At 60.6% G+C, this 21,982-nt stretch carries 23 protein-coding genes and 1 tRNA gene; 16 read left to right on the plus strand and 8 right to left on the minus strand.

Annotated features, from left to right (window positions below):
• The 6 genes from BLQ09_RS22590 to BLQ09_RS22615 all read left to right on the plus strand — a co-directional run bounded on the left by BLQ09_RS22590 (position 1) and on the right by BLQ09_RS22615 (position 3,945).
• Entirely contained in the window at positions 1–450 is a 450-nt protein-coding gene (locus tag BLQ09_RS22590; protein ID WP_027608095.1) for an SMI1/KNR4 family protein, read from the plus strand.
• Positions 451–504: 54 nt separating this feature from the next.
• The gene (locus BLQ09_RS22595; RefSeq protein WP_139202131.1) at positions 505–1,068 is read left to right on the plus strand and encodes a hypothetical protein; all 564 of its coding nucleotides are present in this window, start codon (positions 505–507) and stop codon (positions 1,066–1,068) included.
• Between the two features lie 219 nt (positions 1,069–1,287).
• Complete coding sequence (gene lepB / locus BLQ09_RS22600; protein WP_027608093.1) at positions 1,288–2,076, plus strand: signal peptidase I; 789 nt, start codon at positions 1,288–1,290, stop codon at positions 2,074–2,076.
• Positions 2,077–2,203: 127 nt separating this feature from the next.
• On the plus strand, positions 2,204–2,677 hold the full coding sequence (locus tag BLQ09_RS22605; protein WP_092358626.1) for an RDD family protein: 474 nt from the start codon (positions 2,204–2,206) through the stop codon (positions 2,675–2,677).
• Between the two features lie 7 nt (positions 2,678–2,684).
• Positions 2,685–3,119 carry an RDD family protein gene (locus BLQ09_RS22610; protein WP_027608092.1) on the plus strand — a complete coding sequence of 145 codons (435 nt, stop codon included), beginning with the start codon at positions 2,685–2,687 and terminating at the stop codon, positions 3,117–3,119.
• 205 nt (positions 3,120–3,324) lie between these two features.
• Entirely contained in the window at positions 3,325–3,945 is a 621-nt protein-coding gene (locus BLQ09_RS22615; RefSeq protein WP_027608091.1) for a hypothetical protein, read from the plus strand.
• Positions 3,946–4,035: 90 nt separating this feature from the next.
• On the opposite strand, the gene BLQ09_RS22620 is transcribed toward BLQ09_RS22615, so the two are convergent.
• Complete coding sequence (locus BLQ09_RS22620) at positions 4,036–4,623, minus strand: hypothetical protein (protein WP_027608090.1); 588 nt, start codon at positions 4,621–4,623, stop codon at positions 4,036–4,038.
• A gap of 16 nt (positions 4,624–4,639) precedes the next feature.
• Complete coding sequence (locus BLQ09_RS22625) at positions 4,640–5,251, minus strand: hypothetical protein (protein WP_027608089.1); 612 nt, start codon at positions 5,249–5,251, stop codon at positions 4,640–4,642.
• A 173-nt stretch (positions 5,252–5,424) separates the two neighbouring features.
• Here BLQ09_RS22625 and BLQ09_RS22630 point away from each other — a divergent pair, with 173 nt between their 5' ends.
• The 7 genes from BLQ09_RS22630 (at position 5,425) to BLQ09_RS22660 (ending at position 10,864) form a co-directional block, all read left to right on the plus strand.
• Positions 5,425–6,006: a hypothetical protein gene (locus BLQ09_RS22630; protein WP_092358628.1), complete on the plus strand. Its 582-nt coding sequence runs from the start codon at positions 5,425–5,427 to the stop codon at positions 6,004–6,006.
• Between the two features lie 42 nt (positions 6,007–6,048).
• Positions 6,049–6,729: a CsgG/HfaB family protein gene (locus tag BLQ09_RS22635; protein WP_027608087.1), complete on the plus strand. Its 681-nt coding sequence runs from the start codon at positions 6,049–6,051 to the stop codon at positions 6,727–6,729.
• 29 nt (positions 6,730–6,758) lie between these two features.
• On the plus strand, positions 6,759–7,121 hold the full coding sequence (locus tag BLQ09_RS22640; protein WP_027608086.1) for a DUF4810 domain-containing protein: 363 nt from the start codon (positions 6,759–6,761) through the stop codon (positions 7,119–7,121).
• The gene (locus BLQ09_RS22645; RefSeq protein ID WP_027608085.1) at positions 7,118–7,768 is read left to right on the plus strand and encodes a DUF799 domain-containing protein; all 651 of its coding nucleotides are present in this window, start codon (positions 7,118–7,120) and stop codon (positions 7,766–7,768) included. Before BLQ09_RS22640 ends, BLQ09_RS22645 begins: the two co-directional genes overlap by 4 nt.
• 206 nt (positions 7,769–7,974) lie before the next feature.
• Complete coding sequence (locus tag BLQ09_RS22650; RefSeq protein WP_092358630.1) at positions 7,975–9,597, plus strand: vWA domain-containing protein; 1,623 nt, start codon at positions 7,975–7,977, stop codon at positions 9,595–9,597.
• A 92-nt stretch (positions 9,598–9,689) separates the two neighbouring features.
• Positions 9,690–10,262 carry an RNA polymerase sigma factor gene (locus tag BLQ09_RS22655; RefSeq protein ID WP_027607880.1) on the plus strand — a complete coding sequence of 191 codons (573 nt, stop codon included), beginning with the start codon at positions 9,690–9,692 and terminating at the stop codon, positions 10,260–10,262.
• Positions 10,259–10,864, plus strand: a complete 606-nt coding sequence (locus BLQ09_RS22660) for a hypothetical protein (RefSeq protein WP_092358632.1) — start codon at positions 10,259–10,261, stop codon at positions 10,862–10,864. Before BLQ09_RS22655 ends, BLQ09_RS22660 begins: the two co-directional genes overlap by 4 nt.
• A 181-nt stretch (positions 10,865–11,045) precedes the next feature.
• Here BLQ09_RS22660 and BLQ09_RS22665 read toward each other — a convergent pair whose 3' ends face one another.
• On the minus strand, positions 11,046–11,681 hold the full coding sequence (locus BLQ09_RS22665; RefSeq protein ID WP_027607878.1) for a LysE family translocator: 636 nt from the start codon (positions 11,679–11,681) through the stop codon (positions 11,046–11,048).
• 765 nt (positions 11,682–12,446) lie between these two features.
• Between BLQ09_RS22665 and BLQ09_RS22670 the strand changes: the two genes are divergently transcribed.
• Positions 12,447–13,511, plus strand: a complete 1,065-nt coding sequence (locus tag BLQ09_RS22670) for a 2,3-butanediol dehydrogenase (protein WP_256569002.1) — start codon at positions 12,447–12,449, stop codon at positions 13,509–13,511.
• Between the two features lie 109 nt (positions 13,512–13,620).
• On the opposite strand, the gene BLQ09_RS22675 is transcribed toward BLQ09_RS22670, so the two are convergent.
• The 3 genes from BLQ09_RS22675 to BLQ09_RS22685 form a co-directional block, all read right to left on the minus strand.
• On the minus strand, positions 13,621–14,526 hold the full coding sequence (locus tag BLQ09_RS22675) for an aromatic amino acid exporter YddG (protein WP_092358636.1): 906 nt from the start codon (positions 14,524–14,526) through the stop codon (positions 13,621–13,623).
• A 117-nt stretch (positions 14,527–14,643) separates the two neighbouring features.
• On the minus strand, positions 14,644–15,684 hold the full coding sequence (locus BLQ09_RS22680; RefSeq protein WP_027607875.1) for a virulence RhuM family protein: 1,041 nt from the start codon (positions 15,682–15,684) through the stop codon (positions 14,644–14,646).
• Positions 15,685–15,764: 80 nt separating this feature from the next.
• Positions 15,765–15,841: transfer RNA gene (locus BLQ09_RS22685), tRNA-Arg, on the minus strand.
• A gap of 370 nt (positions 15,842–16,211) precedes the next feature.
• On the opposite strand from BLQ09_RS22685, the gene gabD reads away from it, so the two are divergent.
• Both gabD and gabT read left to right on the plus strand, forming a co-directional pair.
• Positions 16,212–17,654: an NADP-dependent succinate-semialdehyde dehydrogenase gene (gabD, locus tag BLQ09_RS22690; protein WP_027607874.1), complete on the plus strand. Its 1,443-nt coding sequence runs from the start codon at positions 16,212–16,214 to the stop codon at positions 17,652–17,654.
• A gap of 181 nt (positions 17,655–17,835) precedes the next feature.
• A complete protein-coding gene (gene gabT, locus BLQ09_RS22695; RefSeq protein WP_027607873.1) occupies positions 17,836–19,113 on the plus strand; it encodes a 4-aminobutyrate--2-oxoglutarate transaminase in 1,278 nt (425 codons plus the stop codon).
• A gap of 388 nt (positions 19,114–19,501) precedes the next feature.
• Here the strand turns inward: gabT and BLQ09_RS22700 are convergent, their stop codons facing one another.
• Positions 19,502–20,503, minus strand: a complete 1,002-nt coding sequence (locus tag BLQ09_RS22700) for a sensor domain-containing diguanylate cyclase (protein WP_027607872.1) — start codon at positions 20,501–20,503, stop codon at positions 19,502–19,504.
• Positions 20,504–20,691: 188 nt separating this feature from the next.
• Positions 20,692–21,876 carry a delta-9 fatty acid desaturase DesA gene (gene desA, locus BLQ09_RS22705; RefSeq protein ID WP_027607871.1) on the minus strand — a complete coding sequence of 395 codons (1,185 nt, stop codon included), beginning with the start codon at positions 21,874–21,876 and terminating at the stop codon, positions 20,692–20,694.
• Between the last annotated feature and the right edge of the window lie 106 nt (positions 21,877–21,982).

The following is a 21,982-nucleotide window of genomic DNA, read 5'->3' on the forward strand; positions in this document are numbered from 1 at the left end:
ATGGAAAACACACTTGAAATTCGTGATCTCATAAACCATATCACCTCCGCTGAACTATATGAGGGTGATTTCGGGAGTCGCCTGACTGATCGTGAAGCTATATTGAGTGGGGTCGATGCGGCGGACCGCGACGGCGTTCCCTCTGACTATCTAGCGTTTCTAGGTGTCTTTGGATTTGGCGATTTAGACAGCGCGCTTTATATCGAAGATGGTCCAGATAAATACGCCTCAGTCGCCGGATGTGAGGTGGATGCCTATAGTCGGATGTATGTTTTTGCGGGTACTTCAGATGGTGTGTTATATGCTTTTGATGCAGGCAATAATTGGTCGATAGTGGAGATTGATTCGGAGATCGATGAGGTGAGGGTGCTGGCCGATAACTTCTCAAGCTTCATCCTTAATCAACTGATTGAGGTGAAAGGTTATGTCGATTGGCGTGCGGAGCAATAAGGAGCACTCAAGCGGGTAGCTGAAAGCGTTTCCGCAGTAACCCCCGAGGCTACCGTGAACATGTACGAAAAATTAGAAGTCTTTAATGCGCTGGGATGTGCGCTATTAGAGCGGCTGACGCCTGTTTCTTCAGGTGAAATAAGTGTGATGCGGCAGCAGTGGCCGGCGGCTCCCGACGAGTACTTTGCTTTTATACAGGAACGGGGGCACGGTGAAATCAAGGAGGACGACCGCGCGCTGCCGCTTTTGACGATTCAACCGATGCTGCTTTCTGCTAAGGCTGACTACTTCGGTGATGATGGAATTTATAAAGACGGGCCCTATGAAGCGGGCGCGAAGGGCGAGGTGTGGCTGTTCGGCTGGGATAGTGTCGGGACTGCTTTCGGTTTTGACAGCGGAGACAACTGGCGATTTTTGGAAATCGACAATATGCGTTGGATAACGCGACTTGACTTGTCCTTTTGTCAGTTCGTCGAAGGGCTGTTGGTTTGTTACCCACAGCGGCCAGTGAGCTTTGCGAATGGAGTTTGGCGTGACTCGGAAGATGTTTCTTACAGCGCGCCGGCATGGGCACAACAGCCTGCCGGGCAGAACACGGTTACATTAATGGTGGTCTGACCACTATTTCCCCAAACACACGTGCGTGATGGAAGTTCTGAGAATTCTCCCTATTGGTCAGTTGTAGAAATTGATCCTGGGCTGAATGATGCAGAGGTCTTATCTGAAGACTTTTCAAACCTCATGCTTAGCCAGTTGATAGCCGCCAAAGGTTGCGTGGATTGACGAGCCAGGCAGTAGTATGTGCGCTGCCCGCGCTGACCTTATCAAGGACGATCAATGAAACCCGTAAAACTCTCCCTCCAAGCCTTCCTCATGTCCTGCCTGGTGGCTGGCTGGGGCCTGGTGTACGTCGATCGCATCAAATGGGGCGTCTGTGTCGCGGCACTGTTGTACGCCGGCGTTATCCTGATGGGCCTTTGCGGGCTGATCGCAACACCGGTCGGGCTGTATGTACTCTTGGGCTTCGTCATTACGGTGAAGCTGGCCTCGGCAATAACCTCTGCTGTTTTGGCACGCCGCTACACCGGCCCGCAGGGTATACCGCGTAAACGGTTCCATGCGCTCTACGTGGGCGTGCTGATCGTGATCACCTTGGTTCTGCTGGACGTGCTTCGGGTGCCGTTGCTGGGCTTTAAAACGTACTTTGTGCCGACGGGCTCGATGGCACCCACGGTGTCGGTCGGCGATTACATTGTGTCCGACCTCAAGGCCGGTGCGCCCGAGGTCGGCGATATCGTGGTGTACCGCTGGAATGGCACCGAAGCAATCAAGCGTGTGGCGGGCATCGGCGGCGATACGTTGGCCATCGTGAATGGCGAGTTGATCCGCAACGGCGAAAACCTCGGCTTGTTTCACGCCCCGGTGGACCGGGTCCAAAGCCCCGAGTCACTGACGCTTGCGCCGGTAAAAGTCGAACCGGGCCACGTGTACCTGCTGGGTGACAACCGCTACAACAGCAACGACAGCCGCTTCATGGGCCAGGTCGCGGTTGAGGATGTGGTGGGCAAGGTCACCGGCATCTGGTTCTCGAGTGAGCGGGGGCGCATCGGGACGACTTTCCCATGAGCCTTTCGAGCATCGCTGGCGCAGGTACTCCCGGCCAGCGGGCAGCACAGCAATACCATTGAAAGGCTGAGAGCCGATTTGCGCCCAGTCAAAACACACCAACGCCATGAATCTGGAGTAATACCGCATGGACGCAAACCACACCGCCAAACGCCCGACGATCCTGGCCAGCATCGGCCGGCGCCTGGCCGCGCGCCTTATCGACTGCGCCATCGCAGTCCTGATCTTTTTCATCGTCAAATTCTGCGCCGGTGCATTGTCTGCCTACGTGCCGGCCGTGACGCCCAAGGCTGGTTTTCTCTCGGCGTTTTTTGCAGCCTTCGCCTACTTCCTGCTGGCCGATGCGTTGCCCAACGGCCAGAGCCTGGGTAAGCGTTTGTTGAGCATCGCCGTCGTCGACCGTAAAACACGCAAATGCTGCACGGTTTCCCAGGCGTTAACCCGCAATTCCGGAGCGCTGGTGGTGATCGATTGGGTGTGGATATTCATGGAGTCCAGAACGCGCCTGGGCGATATGTTCGCCAAGACCATCGTGGTTCAGACCGGCAACCTGACGAGCGTTCGCAGCCTTGCGGATATTTATGACAACGGTAGGGGATAAACACGTCATGAACGATTCGGTATCGGCTACGCAAACCTGGGACATCGCCAGCCCGTTCAGACGGTTGCTCGGCTATCTGATCGATATGGCGGTGGTGTTTTTCCTGCTGTTTTTGAACCGAAACCTGGACTATGCCTATTTCTATCTGGGCTCTGCAGGAGGCCCGGCATTGTTTGATGGTCTCCACTATGTGCTGTGGTTTTCAGCCTTCGGGTACTACCTGTTTTGCGATGCCTTGCCCAATGGCCAGAGCCTGGGCAAGCGGGTGTGCCGCACGGCGGTGGTGGGTTACCCGTACCCCACGAACTGCACGCTGTTCCAGTCGTTCCTGCGCAATGTTCCGAAGATGGTGTTCAGTGTGCTGGACGGTCTTTTTGTACTGTTCGGCCTGCGTCGTCGCTTGGGCGATATGTTGGCCAGGACGATTGTCATCAATTCCTGAGCAGGGCGGCCTGGACGGGCCGCCCGGTTTAACTCAGGACGGGTTGGCGTTCAGCCTGCGATTGATCACATCCAATAAAACACCGTGAGTTGATGCCAACGGCATGATGCTCAAAGCCCTGTATGCGTGTTAACCGTTTTATCCCGTTACTGCAGAAGCAAACTTGCTCCCACCCACCCATTATTTGGACCCAAGGAAGCTGTCAATGAAACTGTATCGTCTGTTTATCTCACTCACTGCACTGGCGACCTGCACCAGCAGCTTCGCCGCGGCGCCTGCCCTGCAAAGTTTTCTCGCCTGCGACCAGAACTCCCTGGCGGTGGTAAGCCAGGCAGGGCTCAAGGAGCGTGTTGCCCATAAGCTGGAGAACGGCAAGATCACGCTCAGCGGCGGCACAAAGTCCGATATGGGCCAGCGCTGGATGTTCGACACGCCGCTGACGCTTGACGGTATGACCTTGACCGGCTTTTTCGCCGAAGACCAGGACCTGATGGGTTCGCGCATCATCAACTGGGGTTTCTACACCGAGCAGGCGCCCGACGCGCTTTACGCACAGCTGAGTAAAGTACCGGGTACGGCGTTGGAGAAAGCCAACGGTATCTACGCGCGTGCGCAGATCTGGTCGCACAAGCAATCAGCCTGGGTGCCGGAAGGCGGCGATGACAACGCGGGCAAGCTGGTCACCGATACGGCCGAACGCATCTTGATGGTCGAGCCCGCACCCGGTGACCTGGCCAAGACCAGCAAAGGCATGATCACCTGTTCGGTTCAGGGGGCGGTGAGCGCAGCGATGCTCAAGACCACTCGACCTGACCTGATCAAGTGAGCTGAGGCTGGCAACGATACCGCGGGCATGTTGAATGCCTGCGGTGTTCTCCGGTTTTTCGCGAGCAAGCTCGCTCCTACAGGGGCGGGGTTACAGCAACTTGCGCTGCACCGCTTCATCCAGCGTACTGCGCGTCAGCGCCTCGACCACTTCCCGCGTGTCTGCCTGGAACGGGATGCCCACGATCAGTACCAGGTGCATCCAGGTGCGCACTGATTCGCTCTTTTTGACGCGGCCCAGCTCCTTGCCATCCTTGTCCTTGAACACTGTCTCCAGGGTGAAGGTGTTTTTCGCTGTGCTCGGGATGATGAAGAACGTCGCGCCGGTGATGATCGCCGAGGCCATGCTGAACTGTTCGTTGTTGTGCAGCGTGGCATCGACGTAGATATCCGAGTCGACCTTGTCAGTGCTCACCCGCGAGAAACGGTTGGACTGGCGAAACGAATCGGCCACGGCCTTTTCCCACAGCGCCACCGGGGCGCCGACTGCCGCGTTGCCCGGGCCGCCGTTGACGTGGTTCTGCGCGGTGGTGTGCACGTACGCCGTGGGCTTTTGCGCCGGCGCGTTGGCGGTCGGTGGCCAGGTCTGTACGGCGGGCAATTCGTGCTGCGAGTAAGACACGCAGCCAGTCAGCAGGACGGCGGCGAGTGCCAGGCTGTGTTTGATCAATCCTTTCATGCATCACTCCTTGAAATTACGGTTTGGCCAGTTTGGCGGTGGCGGTGTCGAGCAGTTGCCCGACCAGTTTGGTCAGCTGTTGGCCGCCCATCGACGGTGCCCAGTATTGGCCGCTGTAAAGCCCGACGTTGTGTTCGAATTTGATCGAATCCTTGGCCTTGGCCAGTTCCTTGCCGTTGCGGTCGACGATCACCAGGTCGCCGGCCACCTCGAAGCTGTCCACGTAGATCGGGCCGTTGACCCAGATCCAGATGGTCAGCGTCAGCAGCGCGCCGGGTACGTACGCCGGGTGTGGCGCGCGATGGCCCTTGAGGGCGGTCATGTTGAATTTGAGCGTCACGTCCTGCTCGCCCAGGCGCACCGGATACTCGGTGACCTGCTTGAAGTAACCCCCTGTGCGCACGTACTGGGTGATCTGGGCCGTCAGGGAGCTGCTGATGGCGGCCTTGTTGGCTTCGTTGACGTCGGCGGCGCTCACCGTCACATCGGCGATTTGTGCACTGCGCGGGCTGCTGACAGCGACCGGGTGGAGCGGGGCGGCGATGGGGCCGGTGACGGTGTAGGAAACGCAGCCGGTCATCGACAGCGCAGCGATCAGGGCCGTAGCCCGAAGCAGAGTGTTAAGCACGCAATGTCCCTATAAGTGAGCAAGCCAGGTTACTGTTTCGACCCGTATCCCCATAACTTGAGGGAATGTGCGCCACCGCACGGCAACCGACGAAACACCTTGAGAACCGCTCTCAACCCCGTAAAATGCCGCGATTGTTTAAAGCACGATACTTTTCAGGGACGAATCCAGACATGCGCATGTTTGCCGTATTCCTCGTCGCCTGCCTGATGGCGGGTTGCGCCTCCAAGCCGGAGTACTACATCTCGCCGGCACCGGTCACGATTCCGAAGACTGCTACTTACTGGCTCGACACCTTCAACGTTGACGTGAAGGGCAAGAGTAAGCACTTCATGTCGGATGACAAAGTTCGCCAGGAGCTCGGCGTCGATCTGGTAAACCGCTTGCTCAAAGCCAAGCGTTACGCAACCAGTAAAGACAGCGCCGATTATTTGTTGGATGTCGACGTCGTCTATGTGCGCCATATCATCGACTCCAATGGTGGGTTTTCGAACCTGTTGATTGACGACGGCACCATCCTGCAAAGCATCGATTTTGGCTACAAGGTCAAGGTCAAGAAAGCCGGTGCCGAGGTGCTGCACTTCGCCCAGAACCGCCCCAGCCTGGAGCCCAGCAACTGGCGAGGCCAGCCGCAACAATGGAGGACCCTTGCCGGCGTTGTAACCAACAGCGGTAACTCCAGTGTCGAGCGGTATTTCACTAGTGGGCTAAGCGACTACATCGTCGACGACCTGCGCGATATTCCGTCTCGCTAGCGTCAGCTGCCATACCCGATTCCCCCCATTTAGGAGCACCCCGTGAACACACTGTCCAAAATCCTGCTGTCCGGCCTCACCGCCGCAGCGCTGTTGACCGTGGCCGGTTGCGCCACGGAGAGCAACCGCGCCATGCCGGTGGAACAGGTCGCCAGCGCCAACGTCGCCTATTCCGGCGTGCGTGTGCCCATCGCCGTGGGCAAGTTCGACAACCGCTCCAGCTACATGCGCGGCATCTTCTCCGACGGCGTCGACCGCCTCGGTGGCCAGGCCAAGACCATCCTGATTACCCACCTGCAGCAGACCAACCGCTTCAGCGTGCTGGACCGCGACAACATGGGTGAAATCTCCCAGGAAGCCGCGATCAAGGGCACCGCGCAGAAGCTCAAGGGCGCTGACTACGTGGTGACCGGCGACGTGACCGAATTCGGCCGCAAAGAGACCGGCGACCGCCAGCTGTTCGGCATCCTCGGCCGTGGCAAGACCCAAGTGGCCTACGCCAAAGTCGCACTGAACATCGTCAACATCAGCACCTCCGAAGTGGTGTATTCCACCCAGGGCGCCGGTGAATACGCGCTGTCCAACCGTGAAGTGGTCGGCTTCGGCGGTACCGCCAGCTACGACTCCACCCTCAATGGCAAGGTCCTCGACCTGGCCATGCGCGAAGCCATCAACCGCCTGGTCGACGGCATCAACGCCGGCGCCTGGAATCCGCGCAACTGATCAACCGCACTTCAAGGAGCAGTACACGGATGAGCAAGGCAGTGAAGTTGGCGCTGATGCTGACAGCAATCGCGGCGGTCGCCGGGTGCCACACGGCGCCCCAGCCCCTGTATCAATGGGAAAGCTACCAGCCGCAGGTTTACGAGTACTTCAAGGGCGAGCCCAAGGAAGCGCAGGTCGAGGCGTTGGAGCGTGATCTGCAAAAGATCAACGCCAGCGGCCGCAAGGCGCCGCCGGGCTACCACGCGCACCTGGGCATGCTGTACCTGAGCATGGGCAAGGATGACCAGATGGTGCAGGAGTTCCGCACCGAGAAGGCGCTGTTCCCCGAGTCTGCCTCGTACATGGACTTCCTGTTGAAAAACGCCAAGACCGGAGTGGCCACCAAATGAGCCTGCTAAAACTCACCGGCGCCCTGCTGGCCCTGGCTTTGCTCGGCGGTTGCGCAGCGCCCAAGACCATTGACTACACCGCGTACAAACAGGCACGGCCCAAGTCGATCCTGGTACTGCCGCCGATCAACGAGTCGCCGGAAGTGCAGGCCTCGTACAGCCTGGTCTCGCAAGTGACCTACCCGCTGGCCGAAGCCGGCTACTACGTGCTGCCGATTGCCCTGGTGGACGAAACCTTCCGCCAGAACGGCCTGACCACCGCCAACGATATCCAGGGCGTGCCACCGGCCAAGCTGCATGACATCTTCGGCGCGGACGCGGCGCTGTACATCACTGTCAGCGAGTACGGCACCAAGTACATGCTGATCTCCAGCGACACCGCCGTGACAGCCTCGGCCAAACTGGTGGACCTGCGCACCGGCACCACCCTGTGGACCGGTTCGGCGCGTGCCTCCAGCGAGGAAGGCAACAACAACAGCGGCGGCCTGGTGGGCATGCTGATCACCGCGGCGGTCAAGCAGGTGATCAACAGCTCCACCGATGCAGCCCACCCGATTGCCGGCATCACCAGTGCACGCCTGCTGTCGCCGGGCCAACGCGCCGGGATCCTGTACGGCCCGCGCAACCCGAAGTACGGCACGGACTGAGTTCATCGCCTCGGTTCAAATGTGGGAGGGGGCTTGCCCCCGATAGCGGTAGATCAGTCAGTACATGTTTGACTGACCCACCGCTATCGGGGGCAAGCCCCCTCCCACATTTGAATGTCTGTGTTATTTGAATAAGAGTTAACCCGAACACCCCGCACCTTGCGTCTGACCTTGTGAACGGATCATTCATTCACGAGGTTCAGCCCATGTCCCGTCCTCTGCTCTTCCTGCGTCCTGCTGCCCAAGGCTTTGTCGTCACCCTGGTGGTGGCGCTGGCCGGGTGTGGGCTGTCTTCGTCCCCTGAGTTGGCCAAACCGGCCGAGCCCGTTGCCGAGCTGCAACGCGCGTCGCCCCAGGGCGCCTTGGTCAAGCGCATGGCAATGCCCGCGCCAATGCGCATGCAGGAATCAGCGGCGATGGATTACCGCAGCGAACCCCGCGAGCAATACGCCAACCTGCCGGACAACCCGGTGCATCGCGTGGCCGAGACGCCGGTGTCCACCTTCAGTGTGGATGTCGACACAGGCAGCTACGCCAACGTGAGACGCTTCCTCAACCAAGGCAGCCTGCCGCCCGAAGGCGCTGTGCGACTGGAGGAAATGGTCAACTACTTCCCCTACAACTACGCCTTACCCACCGACGGTTCACCGTTTGGCGTGACCACCGAAGTCGCCGCCACGCCGTGGAACCCGCATACCCAACTGTTGCGCATCGGCATCAAGGCGTCCGACCGCGCTGTGGCGGACCTGGCGCCGGCCAACCTGGTGTTCCTGGTGGATGTGTCCGGCTCCATGGACCGCCGCGAAGGCTTGCCGCTGGTGCAAAGCACCCTGAAATTGCTGGTGGACCAGTTGCGTGATCAGGACCGGGTTTCATTGGTGGTCTACGCCGGTGAGTCCCGCGTAGTGCTCAAGCCCACATCGGGGCGCGACAAGGCCAGGATCCGCAATGCCATCGATCAACTCACCGCCGGCGGTTCCACGGCAGGCGCATCCGGCATCGAACTGGCCTACCAGATGGCCCGCGAAGGCTTTATCGACAAGGGCATCAACCGCATCCTGCTGGCCACCGACGGTGACTTCAATGTGGGCGTCAGCGACTTCGACAGCCTCAAGCAAATGGCCGCCCGGCAGCGTAAAAGCGGGGTGTCCCTGACCACCCTCGGCTTCGGTGTGGATAACTACAACGAGCACCTGATGGAGCAACTGGCGGATGCCGGCGATGGCAATTACGCCTATATCGACAACCTGCGCGAAGCCCGCAAGGTGCTGGTGGACCAGCTCAGTTCAACCCTGGCGGTGGTCGCGCGGGATGTGAAAGTGCAGGTGGAATTCAACCCGGCACAGGTCAGCGAGTATCGACTGCTGGGCTATGAAAATCGCGCCCTCAAGCGTGAGGATTTCAACAACGACAAAGTCGATGCCGGTGAGATCGGCGCAGGGCATACCGTGACCGCGCTGTATGAAATTGTGCCGAAGGGCCAGAAGGGCTGGTTGGAGCCATTGCGCTACGCCACTGCGCCTGCGGCCGAAGGTAAATCCGATGAACTGGCGATGCTGCGCGTGCGCTACAAGCCCGCTACGGGCGGTGATAGCCGCTTGATCGAACGGCCCATCCGCCACGAAACCACCCAGGCCAGCGACGACCTGCGCTTCTCGGCGGCGGTGGCCGCCTTCGCCCAACAGCTCAAGGGCGATGGCCGCTACACTGGCAGCATGAGTTTGAAGGACACCGCCGCACTGGCCCGCTCGGCCCGGGGCGATGACCCCTTTGGTTTGCGCAACGAGTTCGTGCAACTGGTGGAACTGGCCCAAAGCCTGAAACCCTGATCTCAAACAGGACACTGATCAAATGTGGGAGGGGGCTTGCCCCCTCCCACACTTGAACAGCGTTAAATTTATAAAAGGAGTTCGCCCCCTGCATGGCTGTTCCAGATGATCCATCCAGCGACGAATCGCTGCTGGCCCGTTACCGCGCCGGTGACGCCGCCGCGTTCGAAGCCTTGTACGCGCGGCATCGCCAAGGCCTCTACCGCTTCCTCGTGTCCCTGAGCAACAAGGCCGAACTGGCCGAGGAAATCTACCAGGACACCTGGCTCAGCCTGATCCGCAGCAACACCCAGCCACAAGGCCGGGCGAGTTTTCGTACATGGCTGTTCCAGATCGCCCGCAACCGCCTGATCGACCACTGGCGCAAGCACGGCATCCATAACCCCTTGCACGACAGCTACGATGAGCAACTGCACGCCCAGGCCGACGACAGCGCCGGCCCCGAGCAACAGCTGAGCCTGAGCCGCGACCAGGCGCGCCTCGACGCTGCCCTGCAAGACTTGCCTGAAGACCAGCGCGAAGTCTTCCTGCTGCGCCTGCACGGCGACCTCGACGTGCCGCAAATCGCCGCCCTCACCCAAGCCCCGCTGGAAACCGTCAAAAGCCGCCTGCGTTACGCCCAGCAGAAACTGCGCCGCCTGCTGGCCGAGGAGATACTTGCATGACCGACTCCCGACACACGCCCGACACCGACGACGTGCTGCTCCAGCATTACCGTCAACACAGCAGCGGCGAGCCGCCCGCGTCCCTCGACGCCTTCATCCTCAACACCGCCCGCCGCGAAGCCCCGGCACCGCAACCGAGCCTGTGGCAACGCTGGCTGCACGCCTGCCAACGCCCGCGCTGGCAAATGGCATTCGCCACCGTGGCCGGCTTGGCGCTGATGATCGGCGTGGTCACGCGCTCGCCCGTGCCGCAACCCGAAATCTCCACGGCGACCTTCTCCGCCCTGCACGAGGAAACCGCCCGCCCGGCGCCGCAAGCGTTGTCCGCACCGGCGCCGATGGCGCGCATCGCCGCCGCGCCCAAGGCTGAACGTGCGCCGGTTCAGGCTGAGATGGCAGGTGCGCTGGCAGATGAATCGAGCGCCAGGCTCAGCAAGCGCGCACCGTCAGCGTTGCCGTCGCTGGAACAAGAGTTACAGGCGATCGTGCGCTTGCGTGAAGCGGGTGAAAGCAAAGCCGCGGATGAAAAATTGCTGGCGTTGCACGCGCGCTTTCCCGAGGAAGACCTGCCCGCACGGCTGGAGGCGCTGCGCAAGCATTGACCAAGAAAGAATGGGCCACCGGTAATCTGTGGTGAGCGGGCTTGCCCCGCGCTGGGGTGCGAAGCACCCCCAATGAAGACAAATGCGGTATACCCGATAGCGCACAGCGTCTGGTTTTGGGGCTGCTGCACAGCCCAACGCGGGGCAAGCCCGCTCACCACAGTGCCCTCAAGGCCCATCTTCAACGCCGCGCATCAAAAACCATGCGCACCGCCAGGCCAGCCAGCACCGTCCCCATCAGCCAGCGCTGCACCAGTTGCCAAACCGGCTTGGCCGCCAGGAAGGTCGCGATGGAACCGGCCATGATGGCGATCACCGCATTCACGCTCACACTGATCATGATCTGGGTAAACCCCAGCACGATGGATTGTGTCAGCACGCTGCCGTGGCCAGTGGGGGAGATGAATTGGGGCAGCAATGACAGATACATCACCGCGACTTTCGGATTCAACAGGTTGGTCACAAAGCCCATCATGAACAGCTTGCGTGGGCCGTCCCTGGGCAAGTCGCGCACATGAAACGCCGAGCGCCCGCCGGGCTTGACCGCTTGCCAGGCCAGGTACAACAGGTAAAGCGCACCGCCGAGCCGGAGTGCGTCATACGCATACGGCACCGCCATCAGCAGCGCGGTAATCCCCAGCGCCGCGCACAGCATATACACGACGAAACCCAGCGCCACGCCGCCCAGTGAAATCAACCCGGCCAGCGGCCCCTGGCAGATCGAGCGCGAAATCAGGTAGATCATGTTCGGCCCGGGCGTCAGCACCATGCCAAGGGAAATCAGACCATACGCCAGCAGGCTCGACAGTTCGGGCATGGGTTAACTCCTGTAGGTTGAGCGCGTCGTTGCGCAGGTTGGATGCACCTGATGGTAGGGCGGGAGCAGGGCGCGCGTTAGATACAGATCGGCTGACAAAACGTCATACAGGGGGCTTGGGCCGCCTGAGCACCCTTGGTTGGCGGCGAGTCCGTCAGTTAAGGGCGAACACCCTACTTGTGGTGATCGGGCTTGTTGTGGTGAGCGGGCTTGCCCCGCGCTGGGCTGCGAAGCAGCCCCAATCAGGATCCCTGTGTTCTGTCAGGTAAACCGCAGCGCCTGGTTTTGGGTCTGCTTCGCAGCCCAGCGCGGGGCAAGCCCGCTCACCACAAATTACGAGTAGTCCTCGATCACGTGGGGCGTGGAGGTGCAATCTCGAATGCGTTATCGGGTGAGCCTGCGCAAGCTTATTGGTGAGCGGGCTTGCTGTGGTGAGCGGGCTTGCCCCGCGCTGGGGTGCGAAGCGCCCCTATTGAAGACGACTGAGGTGGATCAGGTACGCCCCTGGCATCAACGCTTGCAGTGAGACGCAACGTCTCACGGTCTCGTCGCTACCGTGGGCGATCTGGCATGGCGCGTCTCGTTTGACCTCGATGCCGGTCAATCTTAGGTTTTCATTCGGCGGCTCTAGGAGAGGGGCGTCCAGGCGTTTTTGCACAGCTGGCACCGGCCTTGCTCTGGCCACTGGCAACCCACCCGGCGCGCCAGTGCCAACCGTTTCAAGGAGACTTCGCTATGAGCCTTTCGAGCAACTCGCAACGCAGCATGCGTGCCGCTGTCTGGCACGGTCGTAACGACATCCGCGTCGAAGACGTGCCGCTGCCCGTTTCGCCGCCTGTCGGTTGGGTGCAGATCCGCGTGCAATGGTGCGGCATTTGCGGCTCAGATCTGCATGAGTACGTGGCCGGCCCGGTGTTCATTCCGGTCGACGCCCCGCACCCGCTGACCGGGATCAAGGGCCAGTGCATTCTCGGTCATGAGTTTTGTGGCGAGATCGTCGAACTCGGTGCCGGCGTACAGGGTTTCAGCGTCGGCGAGCCGGTGGCGGCCGACGCCTGCCAACATTGCGGCACCTGCTACTACTGCACCCACGGGCTGTACAACATTTGCGAAAACCTGGCCTTCACCGGCCTGATGAACAACGGCGCCTTCGCCGAGCTGGTCAACGTGCCCGCCAACCTGCTGTACAAATTGCCGGCGAACTTCCCCGCTGAAGCCGGGGCGCTGATCGAGCCGCTGGCCGTCGGCATGCACGCGGTGAAAAAAGCCGGAAGCCTGCTCGGGCAAAACGTCGTGGTGGTCGGTGCCGGCACCATCGGCCTGTGCACCATCATGTGTGCCAAGGCGGCGGGCGCGGCCCAGGTGATCGCGCTGGAAATGTCCGGCGCGCGCAAGGCCAAGGCCCGGGAAGTGGGGGCGACCCACGTGCTCGATCCGAATGAATGCGACGCCCTGGCCGAGGTCCGCCGCCTGACCGGCGGGCTCGGCGCGGACGTCAGTTTCGAATGCATCGGCAACAAACACACGGCCAAACTTGCCATCGACCTGATCCGCAAGGCCGGCAAGTGCGTACTGGTGGGCATCTTCGAAGAACCCAGTGAATTCAACTTCTTCGAGCTGGTGGCCACGGAAAAACAGGTACTCGGCGCGCTGGCCTACAACGGGGAGTTCGCCGACGTGATCGCGTTTATCGCGGATGGGCGGCTGGACATCTCGCCACTGGTGACGGGGCGCATTCAGCTGGAACAGATCGTGGGCCAGGGCTTCGAGGAACTGGTTAAAAACAAGGAACACAATGTGAAGATCATTGTGTCGCCTGCCAGGGTCTGACGCGCACGCTGACCGCCGCAGTCTTTGCCCCGCTCCCGACTCCCCAAGCAAGACAGAGGAGGGGAGTGGGGGACGTGTGGGCGCGACTGAAAAACTCGGCCCGTCGAGATCACCGTGAGGTCGTGCGTGAGCGTGAAGTGGCGATGACCGCCCCCGTAATGATCAACACCGCGGGAATCATCAGGATCGGCTTGGCATCGCTTTGCCCCACGGCAATCAACAGCAGCGTGGAGAACAGCGGCGCCAGGTAAGACAGGGCGCCCAGCATCGATAGGTTTCCGTGCTTGGTCGCGTGGTCCCAGGCGAAAAAAGCCAGGCCCACAGGGCCCAGCCCCAGGGCAATGATTGCGGCCCACTGGCCCGGCTCAGGCCGCACCGTGGTTTCGAAAGCCAGGTGGCAGAGCCCGCCGGCCACTGCCACCAGCCCGCAGATCCCCCCGATGATGCTGCTCGGAACATGGCTGAACCGCCGGTTGAACACCGAATAGATCGCCCAGACCCAGGCACACGCAAAGGCGGCGGCGTAACCGATCACCGGCATCGACGCACTGTCACTCCGGGCCCGCAGCTGCATGATGAAGGCCGTCCCCGCCAGGCCGAGCAAGGCGCCCAGCAGCTGGCGCTTGCGCAGCGACTCGCCGGTGGCAAGGCTCGACAGCAGCACGATCAGCAGTGGCCACAGATAGGCAATCAGGCTGGCTTCAGCCGCAGGCGCGGCCTTCAGGGCAAAGAAATACAACGCGTGATAGACAAAGATCCCGGCAAAACCTGTTGCCCACACCGGCCAGGGCTGGCGCCAGCTGCTGAACCCCGCAGCGCCACGCAGCCCCAGCACGCACAGGCTGGCCACGAACGCGACCGCGAAGCTCGAAGCCAGCAACTGAAAGGCCGGGATGCCGGCGGTCAAGGTGGTCAGAAGCGCCAGGCACGCCCACAAAAACACGGCAATCACCCCGATCAGCGTCGCACTGGCGGCGCCCTTGGCAAGGGTGATGGGTGGGTTGGAAGTGCTCATCCGTGAGTCTCCGGGGGTCAGGGGGTTATCGAGGTTGCTCAGCATTTGGGCGTCGATGCCGCCCCACAAAAATTCCGAGGTCTTTTGACTTGAGGCCTATGAGCCATACGAACGGCTTCACTGATTTGTCTTCTGTGAGATCGCCCGCAGTGCCTCAATGCTTAAGGATTCTCCCTTGGCTTCTTTCAATACCCTGCGTTGCTGATTGTAACGTTCGTACTCCGCTTTCGCTTTGTCGTCAGCCACGTGCTTGCTGACCTGTCCAGAATCCTGCAAAACCTCACGGTCATTGAAGGCTAGGAACTGATCCAGTTTTTCCTGCCAGTCCCGTAGGAAGATTTGCTTGCGCCTCAACGCTTGGTCTTCTGCGAAGTCCAGCCACATGGTGACAATGCGATTCAATGCGGAAATTTCGTCTGCACGCAGATAGTTTTTGGCGATCGTGACATCGCTTTTGCGTACCTCATCACCTTTGAAGCTGGTGAGGCCCATATTTGGTTGTGTCGAGTCGACACGTTGGGCAATTAGTTCGGCAGCGGTAAGGCCGGTGCTCGCGAAGTGCAGTTTGTTTTGAATGATTTGAAAGAAAGCGGTCGTTTCACTATTCGACGGCACGTAGTCCGCAGCCATCGCGAAAATTTCCCGAACTCGCAGGTAAACCCGCCGCTCGCTGGCGCGGATATCGCGAATGCGTTCAAGCAATTCGTCAAAGTAGTCAGGAGCCAATGAACGACCCACTGGAGGGTTCTTCAGCCGTTCATCATCCATGACGAAGCCTTTGACCAAGAACTCCTGCAATATCTGCGTAGCCCATTGGCGGAACTGCGTACCTCGCTTGGAACGTACTCGATAACCGACGGCCAGAATCAGCGGTAGGCTGAAGTGTCTGACGTTGTAGGGCTTATCGTCGGCGGCAGTTGTTCGGTAAAACCGAACAACTGAATTTTCAGCCAATTCGCCCTCTGCAAAGATGTGGCTGATATGTTCGCTGATAGTCGCTTTCGCCTTGCCATACAACTCACAAATCATGGCCTGCGATAGCCACAGGGTATCGCTGTCAAAACGACACTCCAGGCGAACTGAACCGTCACCGCTCTGGAACAGCAGTATTTCACCTAGTGGGGCTGGAGGGTGTTGGTTCTGGCTGCTGTCGCTCATGTGAGAACTCAGTGATCGGGCTGATCGACAGTCTACAAAAAAGCCCCAGGCCTTTCGACCTGGGGCTTTTCATCTATATCTGGTGCACCCGGCGGGATTCGAACCCACGACCCCTGCCTTCGGAGGGCAGTACTCTATCCAGCTGAGCTACGGATGCTTGTGCGGGCGACATCATACCCATGTCGACCTTGGGCGTCCATGCCGGTCTTTGGCCGTTCAAGCGTAGGCATTTGCCCCGCAGAGGCCCTGCGCCGGGCGCCGTTGGTCAACACGGCGGAACGGGCTCGAATCACGCTGATCAGAAAAATCCGGCAAATGCGCCGTTTTCGTTCTTTTTTTCGAACAGACTATTGCCCTGTACCCCCATTGATCCTAGGATTCGTTTGAGATTTCAAACGCTCTGTCTCTCGTGCGCTATTCACTGATCGCGCGCGCGGGGGCTGATTTCCCTGACGGCAGCCCACAAGGCGCCTTTCAACAACTCTAATTCGCTCCGCGTGCGCGCGGTGCTGTTAAGGAAAGCCGACATGCAGCTCAAAGATTCCCAGTTGTTCCGCCAGCAGGCCTTTATCGATGGCGCTTGGGTGGATGCGGACAACGGTCAGACCATCAAGGTCAACAACCCGGCCACGGGCGAGATTATCGGCACCGTGCCAAAGATGGGCGCCGCGGAAACCCGCCGCGCCATCGAGGCCGCCGACAAGGCGCTGCCGGCCTGGCGTGCGCTGACTGCCAAGGAGCGCGCCAACAAGCTGCGCCGTTGGTTCGAGCTGCTGATCGAAAACCAGGACGACCTCGGTCGCCTGATGACCCTGGAACAAGGCAAGCCATTGGCCGAAGCCAAGGGCGAAATCGTCTACGCCGCGTCCTTTATCGAGTGGTTCGCCGAAGAAGCCAAGCGCATCTATGGCGACGTGATCCCCGGCCACCAGCCCGACAAGCGCCTGATCGTGATCAAGCAGCCTATCGGCGTGACCGCCGCCATCACGCCGTGGAACTTCCCGGCCGCGATGATCACCCGTAAAGCCGGCCCGGCCTTGGCCGCCGGTTGCACCATGGTGATCAAGCCAGCCTCGCAAACCCCGTTCTCGGCCCTGGCCCTGGTTGAGCTGGCGCACCGTGCCGGTATCCCGAAAGGCGTGCTGAGCGTGGTCACCGGCAGTGCCGGCGATATCGGCGGCGAGCTGACCAGCAACCCGATCGTGCGTAAATTGTCCTTCACCGGCTCCACCGAAATCGGTCGCCAGTTGATGGCCGAATGCGCCAAGGACATCAAGAAAGTTTCCCTGGAGCTGGGCGGCAACGCGCCGTTTATCGTGTTCGACGACGCGGACCTGGATAAGGCCGTCGAAGGCGCGATCATCTCCAAGTACCGCAACAACGGCCAGACCTGCGTCTGCGCCAACCGCCTGTACATCCAGGATTCGGTGTACGACGCGTTTGCGGAAAAACTGAAAGTCGCGGTGGCCAAATTGAAGATCGGCAACGGTCTGGAAGAAGGCACCACCACCGGCCCGCTGATCGACGAAAAAGCCGTGGCCAAGGTCCAGGAACACATCGCCGACGCCCTGAGCAAAGGCGCCAAGCTGTTGGCCGGTGGCAAGGTCATGGAAGGCAACTTCTTCGAGCCGACCATCCTGGTCGACGTGCCGAAAAACGCCGCCGTCGCCAAGGAAGAAACCTTCGGCCCGCTGGCGCCGCTGTTCCGCTTCAAAGACGAAGCCGAAGTGATCGCGATGTCCAACGACACCGAGTTCGGCCTGGCGTCCTACTTCTACGCCCGCGACCTGGGCCGTGTGTTCCGTGTGGCCGAAGCCCTGGAATACGGCATGGTCGGGGTCAACACCGGGTTGATCTCCAACGAAGTGGCGCCGTTCGGCGGCATCAAGGCTTCGGGCCTGGGCCGTGAAGGCTCCAAGTACGGGATCGAGGATTACCTGGAAATCAAATACCTCTGCCTGGGCATCTAAGCCGGGAAGGGATTGCAGCAAACGCAAAGGGCACGAGAGCGCTGACCCTTTGCGTGTTTCACACCGTTATTCGTAGTGGCCGGGAAAGCTGTGGCAGTCGATCATCGCATGCTGCCGTAGTTGCCTCCCCGCCACGTATTCCTTGAACAACGCCACCCGATGAGTGGCGAATGAGGACTTTATGAGCAAGACCAACGCTTCCCTGATGAAACGCCGCGAAGCCGCTGTACCGCGCGGTGTTGGCCAGATTCACCCGATCTTCGCCGAATCCGCGAAGAACGCCACCGTGACCGACGTTGAAGGTCGCGAGTTCATCGACTTCGCCGGCGGTATCGCCGTGCTGAACACCGGCCACGTGCACCCGAAAATCATCGCCGCCGTGACCGAACAGCTGAACAAGCTGACCCACACGTGCTTCCAGGTACTGGCCTACGAGCCGTACGTCGAAGTGTGCGAGAAAGTGAACGCCAAGGTTCCAGGCGATTTCGCCAAGAAAACCCTGTTGGTCACCACCGGTTCCGAAGCCGTTGAAAACGCCGTGAAAATCGCCCGTGCCGCGACTGGCCGTGCCGGCGTGATCGCTTTCACCGGCGCCTACCACGGCCGCACCATGATGACCCTGGGTCTCACCGGTAAAGTGGTGCCTTACTCGGCCGGCATGGGCCTGATGCCGGGCGGCGTGTTCCGCGCGCTGTACCCGAACGAACTGCACGGTGTCAGCGACGACGACTCCATCGCCAGCATCGAGCGCATCTTCAAGAACGATGCCGAGCCGCGTGATATCGCCGCCATCATCATCGAGCCGGTCCAAGGCGAGGGCGGTTTCTACGTCGCGCCGAAGCCGTTCATGAAGCGCCTGCGCGAACTGTGCGACAAGCACGGCATCCTGCTGATCGCCGACGAAGTGCAAACCGGTGCCGGCCGTACCGGTACCTTCTTCGCCATGGAACAGATGGGCGTTGCCGCCGACCTGACCACCTTCGCCAAATCCATCGCTGGCGGTTTCCCCCTGGCCGGTGTGTGCGGCAAGGCCGAATACATGGACGCCATTGCCCCAGGTGGCCTGGGCGGCACCTACGCCGGTAGCCCGATCGCTTGCGCCGCTGCGCTGGCGGTGATGGACGTGTTTGAGGAAGAGCACCTGCTGGACCGCTGCAAGGCTGTCGGCGAGCGCCTGGTGACTGGCCTCAAGTCGATTCAAGCCAAGTACCCGGTGATCGGTGACGTGCGTGCCCTGGGCGCGATGATCGCGGTCGAGTTGTTCGAAGACGGCGACAGCCACAAGCCAAACGCCGCAGCTGTTGCCGCCGTGGTGGCCAAGGCGCGTGACAAGGGCCTGATCCTGCTGTCCTGCGGCACCTACGGCAACGTGTTGCGCGTACTGGTCCCGCTGACCTCGCCGGACGAGCAGTTGGACAAAGGCTTGGCGATCATCGAAGAGTGCTTCTCCGAGCTGTAAGCGCAAGTTGGCTTGATCGATAAGAAAAACCCGCTTCGGCGGGTTTTTTGTGCCTGAAGCAAGCCAGCTCTTATCAAGTTTAAAATAACTTACTGATTTTAAAGGGTAAAAAATTTCACTCTAAAATCTTGAGTCTTGCATAAACAATTTCAGGCAACCGCATTCTTGTGGTGAGCGGGCTTGTCCCGCGCCGGGGCGCGAAGCGCCCCTAATAAAGACAAAATGCGGTGTATCAGGCACTCCTCTGCGCTTGGTTTTGGGGCTGCTGTGCAGCCCAACGCGGGCGGTGCGACGATTCGACAAGCCCGCTCGCCACAGATGACGGGTTGCCCGCTCTGTCCCTTAACTGACCGGCATTGGGGCAAGCCCCTCCCACAGTGATCGGCATTCAGCCAGCGATCACGCGATTCTTGCCCAGGCGCTTGGCCTCATACATGGCGGCATCGGCGCGGGCGAACAGGCTGTCCAGGGTGGAGTCTTCCTCGGTCAGGCTGGCCAGGCCCTGGCTGATGGTCACGCTGAACGCCTGGCCCTCATAGCTGAAGCTCAGCGCCTGAATCTCCCTGCCCAGGCGCTCGGCCACTTGCAGCGCCATCTCCGGCGCGCAACCCGGCAGAACGGCGGCGAACTCTTCGCCGCCAATGCGCCCGAACAGGTCGCCACGGCGCAGTACCCCGCGACCGCTCTCGGCGATACGCCGCAGCACCTGGTCGCCTTCCAGGTGGCCGTAGGTGTCGTTGACGTCCTTGAAGTCATCGATGTCCAGCAGCAGGAAGGCCAGCGGCGCGCCTTGGGCGCAGGCGCTGTCGAAGGCCTGGTTGGCGCATTCGAAGAAGTGTCGGCGGTTGCTGCTCTGGGTCAGCACGTCGGTGGTGGCGAGACGGTGCAGCTCCAGTTCCAGCTGTTTTTTTTCCGTGATGTCTTCGGCCATGCCGACGACGATCACCGGCTCGCCGGGTTCGACCTGCTGGTTGATGTAGCACTTGTCGCTCAGCCAGCGGATCTGCCCGTCGGCGGTGATGATGCGGTACTCGCGGTCTTCCACGGCACCCTGCTCCAGCACGCGCGCCAGGCTGTGTTCGGCGTAGTCGAGGTCTTCGGGGTGAATGCTGTTGCGCCATTCGCGGTGGTCCGCCAGCAGCAGGCCGGCGGAACGTCCAAAAATCCGCTCGTATGCCGGGCTCACGTAGAGCACGCGGCGGGTCTGCCAATCGATGGCCCACAGCACGGCGTTTACGCTGACCAGCAGAGAACTGAGCAATTGTTCGCGCTCACTCAGTCGCTCGACTTCGCCCTGGGCATGTACCAGTGCCAGCAGGGTTGCTGCCGCGGCCGGACGCGGAGGGTCAGCGGTAGGGCTGTCGGCGGTGAAGGGCTTTTCGAGAACCATCGGCACAACTCTCTCTGGGCGCGCCGCAAGATCGAGCAGCGGTCACTACAAGGGGCCACCATGATGGCGAAGTGTTCATTGAGAGAGGCGAATTGCAGTGAAGTTCCGTCAACAGGCTCGATTGACGGTGTCCGAGAAATGACGCCAAAAAGCTGATGGGTGGGAGGGCAAGCCCTCCCACGCTACTGTCAGACCGCCGCAGGACGCAGCGAATAGGTCTTCAATTGGTGGGCAAAATCCCGCAGGGACTGGATGCCGCTGGCCTCGGCCTCGTGCACCCATTCCTTGATGGCGGCGAGCATATCGTGGCCGTTGGAGCTGGTCTTGAGCCAGATCTGCTGCAGCGCCAGGCGTTTTTCGTAGATCACTTTCAGCGCCTGGCTGTGTTCCAGCATGCTCTGGATCCGCAGGTGGTGGCGGTCATCCAGCAGGCTGGTTTCCCGTGACAGCAGGCGTTTGGCGCGGTGGAACTGGTGGCGCACCGAGTGATCGACTTTTTCCAGCTCCTGCTTGACCAACGGGCCGATCACCAACTTGCGGTACTGGGCCATGATCTGGAAGCGGTTGTTGAGGATCGCCATGGCGGTGTCCATGTCCAGGTGGCCCTTGCCTTCCACGCGGTGGGCAATCGGTGCCACGCGCTGCACCTTGGCCAGGCGCAGGAAGCTGAACACCTTGATCCATGCCCAGCCCAGGTCGAATTCCCACTTCTTTACCGACAGCTTGGCCGAGTTGGGGTAGGTGTGGTGATTGTTGTGCAGCTCTTCGCCGCCGACGATGATGCCCCACGGCACCAGGTTGGTGGCGGCGTCACGGCATTCGAAGTTGCGATAGCCCACGGCATGGCCCAGGCCGTTGATCACGCCGGCGGCCCAGAACGGAATCCACATCATCTGGATTGCCCAGATGGTGATGCCGATGGCGCCGAACAGCAGCAGGTCGATCACGCCCATGATCGCCACACCCAGCAGCGGGTAAGGGGTGTAGAGCTTGCGCTCGATCCAGTCGTCCGGGCAGTTCTTGCCGTAGATGCGCAGGGTCTCGGGGTTTTCGGCCTCGGCACGGTACAGCTCGGCGCCTTTGCGCAATACGGTGGACAGGCCCTTGATCACCGGGCTGTGCGGGTCGTCGACGGTCTCGCACTTGGCGTGGTGCTTGCGGTGGATGGCGGTCCACTCGCGGGTGTTCTGCGCTGTGGTCAGCCACAGCCAGAAGCGGAAGAAGTGTTTCAGGCCGGCATTGAGCTCCAGGGAGCGATGGGCTGAATAGCGGTGCAGATAGACCGTGACCCCAACGATGGTCACGTGGGTCATCAACAGGGTGACTGCCACCAGTTGCCAGGCCGACAAGTCAAGAAAACCGTTGTACCACATAGGCTGTATGGCCCTCAGATAAAGAAAAGAACAGCTCACGCATTATCACTAAGCCTACAGAGAAAACCAGCGGCCCTTTCAGATAAGACTTACGAGATGTTACATA

This window comes from Pseudomonas sp. NFACC25 (assembly GCF_900100935.1).
GTDB lineage: Bacteria > Pseudomonadota > Gammaproteobacteria > Pseudomonadales > Pseudomonadaceae > Aquipseudomonas > Aquipseudomonas marginalis.

Bases quoted from the DNA above. Each gene is read 5' to 3' on its own strand.
- BLQ09_RS22590 (WP_027608095.1), top strand. From the start codon at position 1: ATGGAAAACACACTTGAAATTCGTGATCTCATAAACCATATCACCTCC.
- lepB (WP_027608093.1), top strand. From the start codon at position 1,288: ATGAAACCCGTAAAACTCTCCCTCCAAGCCTTCCTCATGTCCTGCCTG.
- BLQ09_RS22605 (WP_092358626.1), top strand. From the start codon at position 2,204: ATGGACGCAAACCACACCGCCAAACGCCCGACGATCCTGGCCAGCATC.
- BLQ09_RS22610 (WP_027608092.1), top strand. From the start codon at position 2,685: ATGAACGATTCGGTATCGGCTACGCAAACCTGGGACATCGCCAGCCCG.
- BLQ09_RS22615 (WP_027608091.1), top strand. From the start codon at position 3,325: ATGAAACTGTATCGTCTGTTTATCTCACTCACTGCACTGGCGACCTGC.
- BLQ09_RS22620 (WP_027608090.1), bottom strand. From the start codon at position 4,623: ATGAAAGGATTGATCAAACACAGCCTGGCACTCGCCGCCGTCCTGCTG.
- BLQ09_RS22630 (WP_092358628.1), top strand. From the start codon at position 5,425: ATGCGCATGTTTGCCGTATTCCTCGTCGCCTGCCTGATGGCGGGTTGC.
- BLQ09_RS22640 (WP_027608086.1), top strand. From the start codon at position 6,759: ATGAGCAAGGCAGTGAAGTTGGCGCTGATGCTGACAGCAATCGCGGCG.
- BLQ09_RS22645 (WP_027608085.1), top strand. From the start codon at position 7,118: ATGAGCCTGCTAAAACTCACCGGCGCCCTGCTGGCCCTGGCTTTGCTC.
- BLQ09_RS22650 (WP_092358630.1), top strand. From the start codon at position 7,975: ATGTCCCGTCCTCTGCTCTTCCTGCGTCCTGCTGCCCAAGGCTTTGTC.
- BLQ09_RS22655 (WP_027607880.1), top strand. From the start codon at position 9,690: ATGGCTGTTCCAGATGATCCATCCAGCGACGAATCGCTGCTGGCCCGT.
- BLQ09_RS22660 (WP_092358632.1), top strand. From the start codon at position 10,259: ATGACCGACTCCCGACACACGCCCGACACCGACGACGTGCTGCTCCAG.
- BLQ09_RS22665 (WP_027607878.1), bottom strand. From the start codon at position 11,681: ATGCCCGAACTGTCGAGCCTGCTGGCGTATGGTCTGATTTCCCTTGGC.
- BLQ09_RS22670 (WP_256569002.1), top strand. From the start codon at position 12,447: ATGCGTGCCGCTGTCTGGCACGGTCGTAACGACATCCGCGTCGAAGAC.
- BLQ09_RS22675 (WP_092358636.1), bottom strand. From the start codon at position 14,526: ATGAGCACTTCCAACCCACCCATCACCCTTGCCAAGGGCGCCGCCAGT.
- BLQ09_RS22680 (WP_027607875.1), bottom strand. From the start codon at position 15,684: ATGAGCGACAGCAGCCAGAACCAACACCCTCCAGCCCCACTAGGTGAA.
- gabD (WP_027607874.1), top strand. From the start codon at position 16,212: ATGCAGCTCAAAGATTCCCAGTTGTTCCGCCAGCAGGCCTTTATCGAT.
- gabT (WP_027607873.1), top strand. From the start codon at position 17,836: ATGAGCAAGACCAACGCTTCCCTGATGAAACGCCGCGAAGCCGCTGTA.
- BLQ09_RS22700 (WP_027607872.1), bottom strand. From the start codon at position 20,503: ATGGTTCTCGAAAAGCCCTTCACCGCCGACAGCCCTACCGCTGACCCT.
- desA (WP_027607871.1), bottom strand. From the start codon at position 21,876: ATGTGGTACAACGGTTTTCTTGACTTGTCGGCCTGGCAACTGGTGGCA.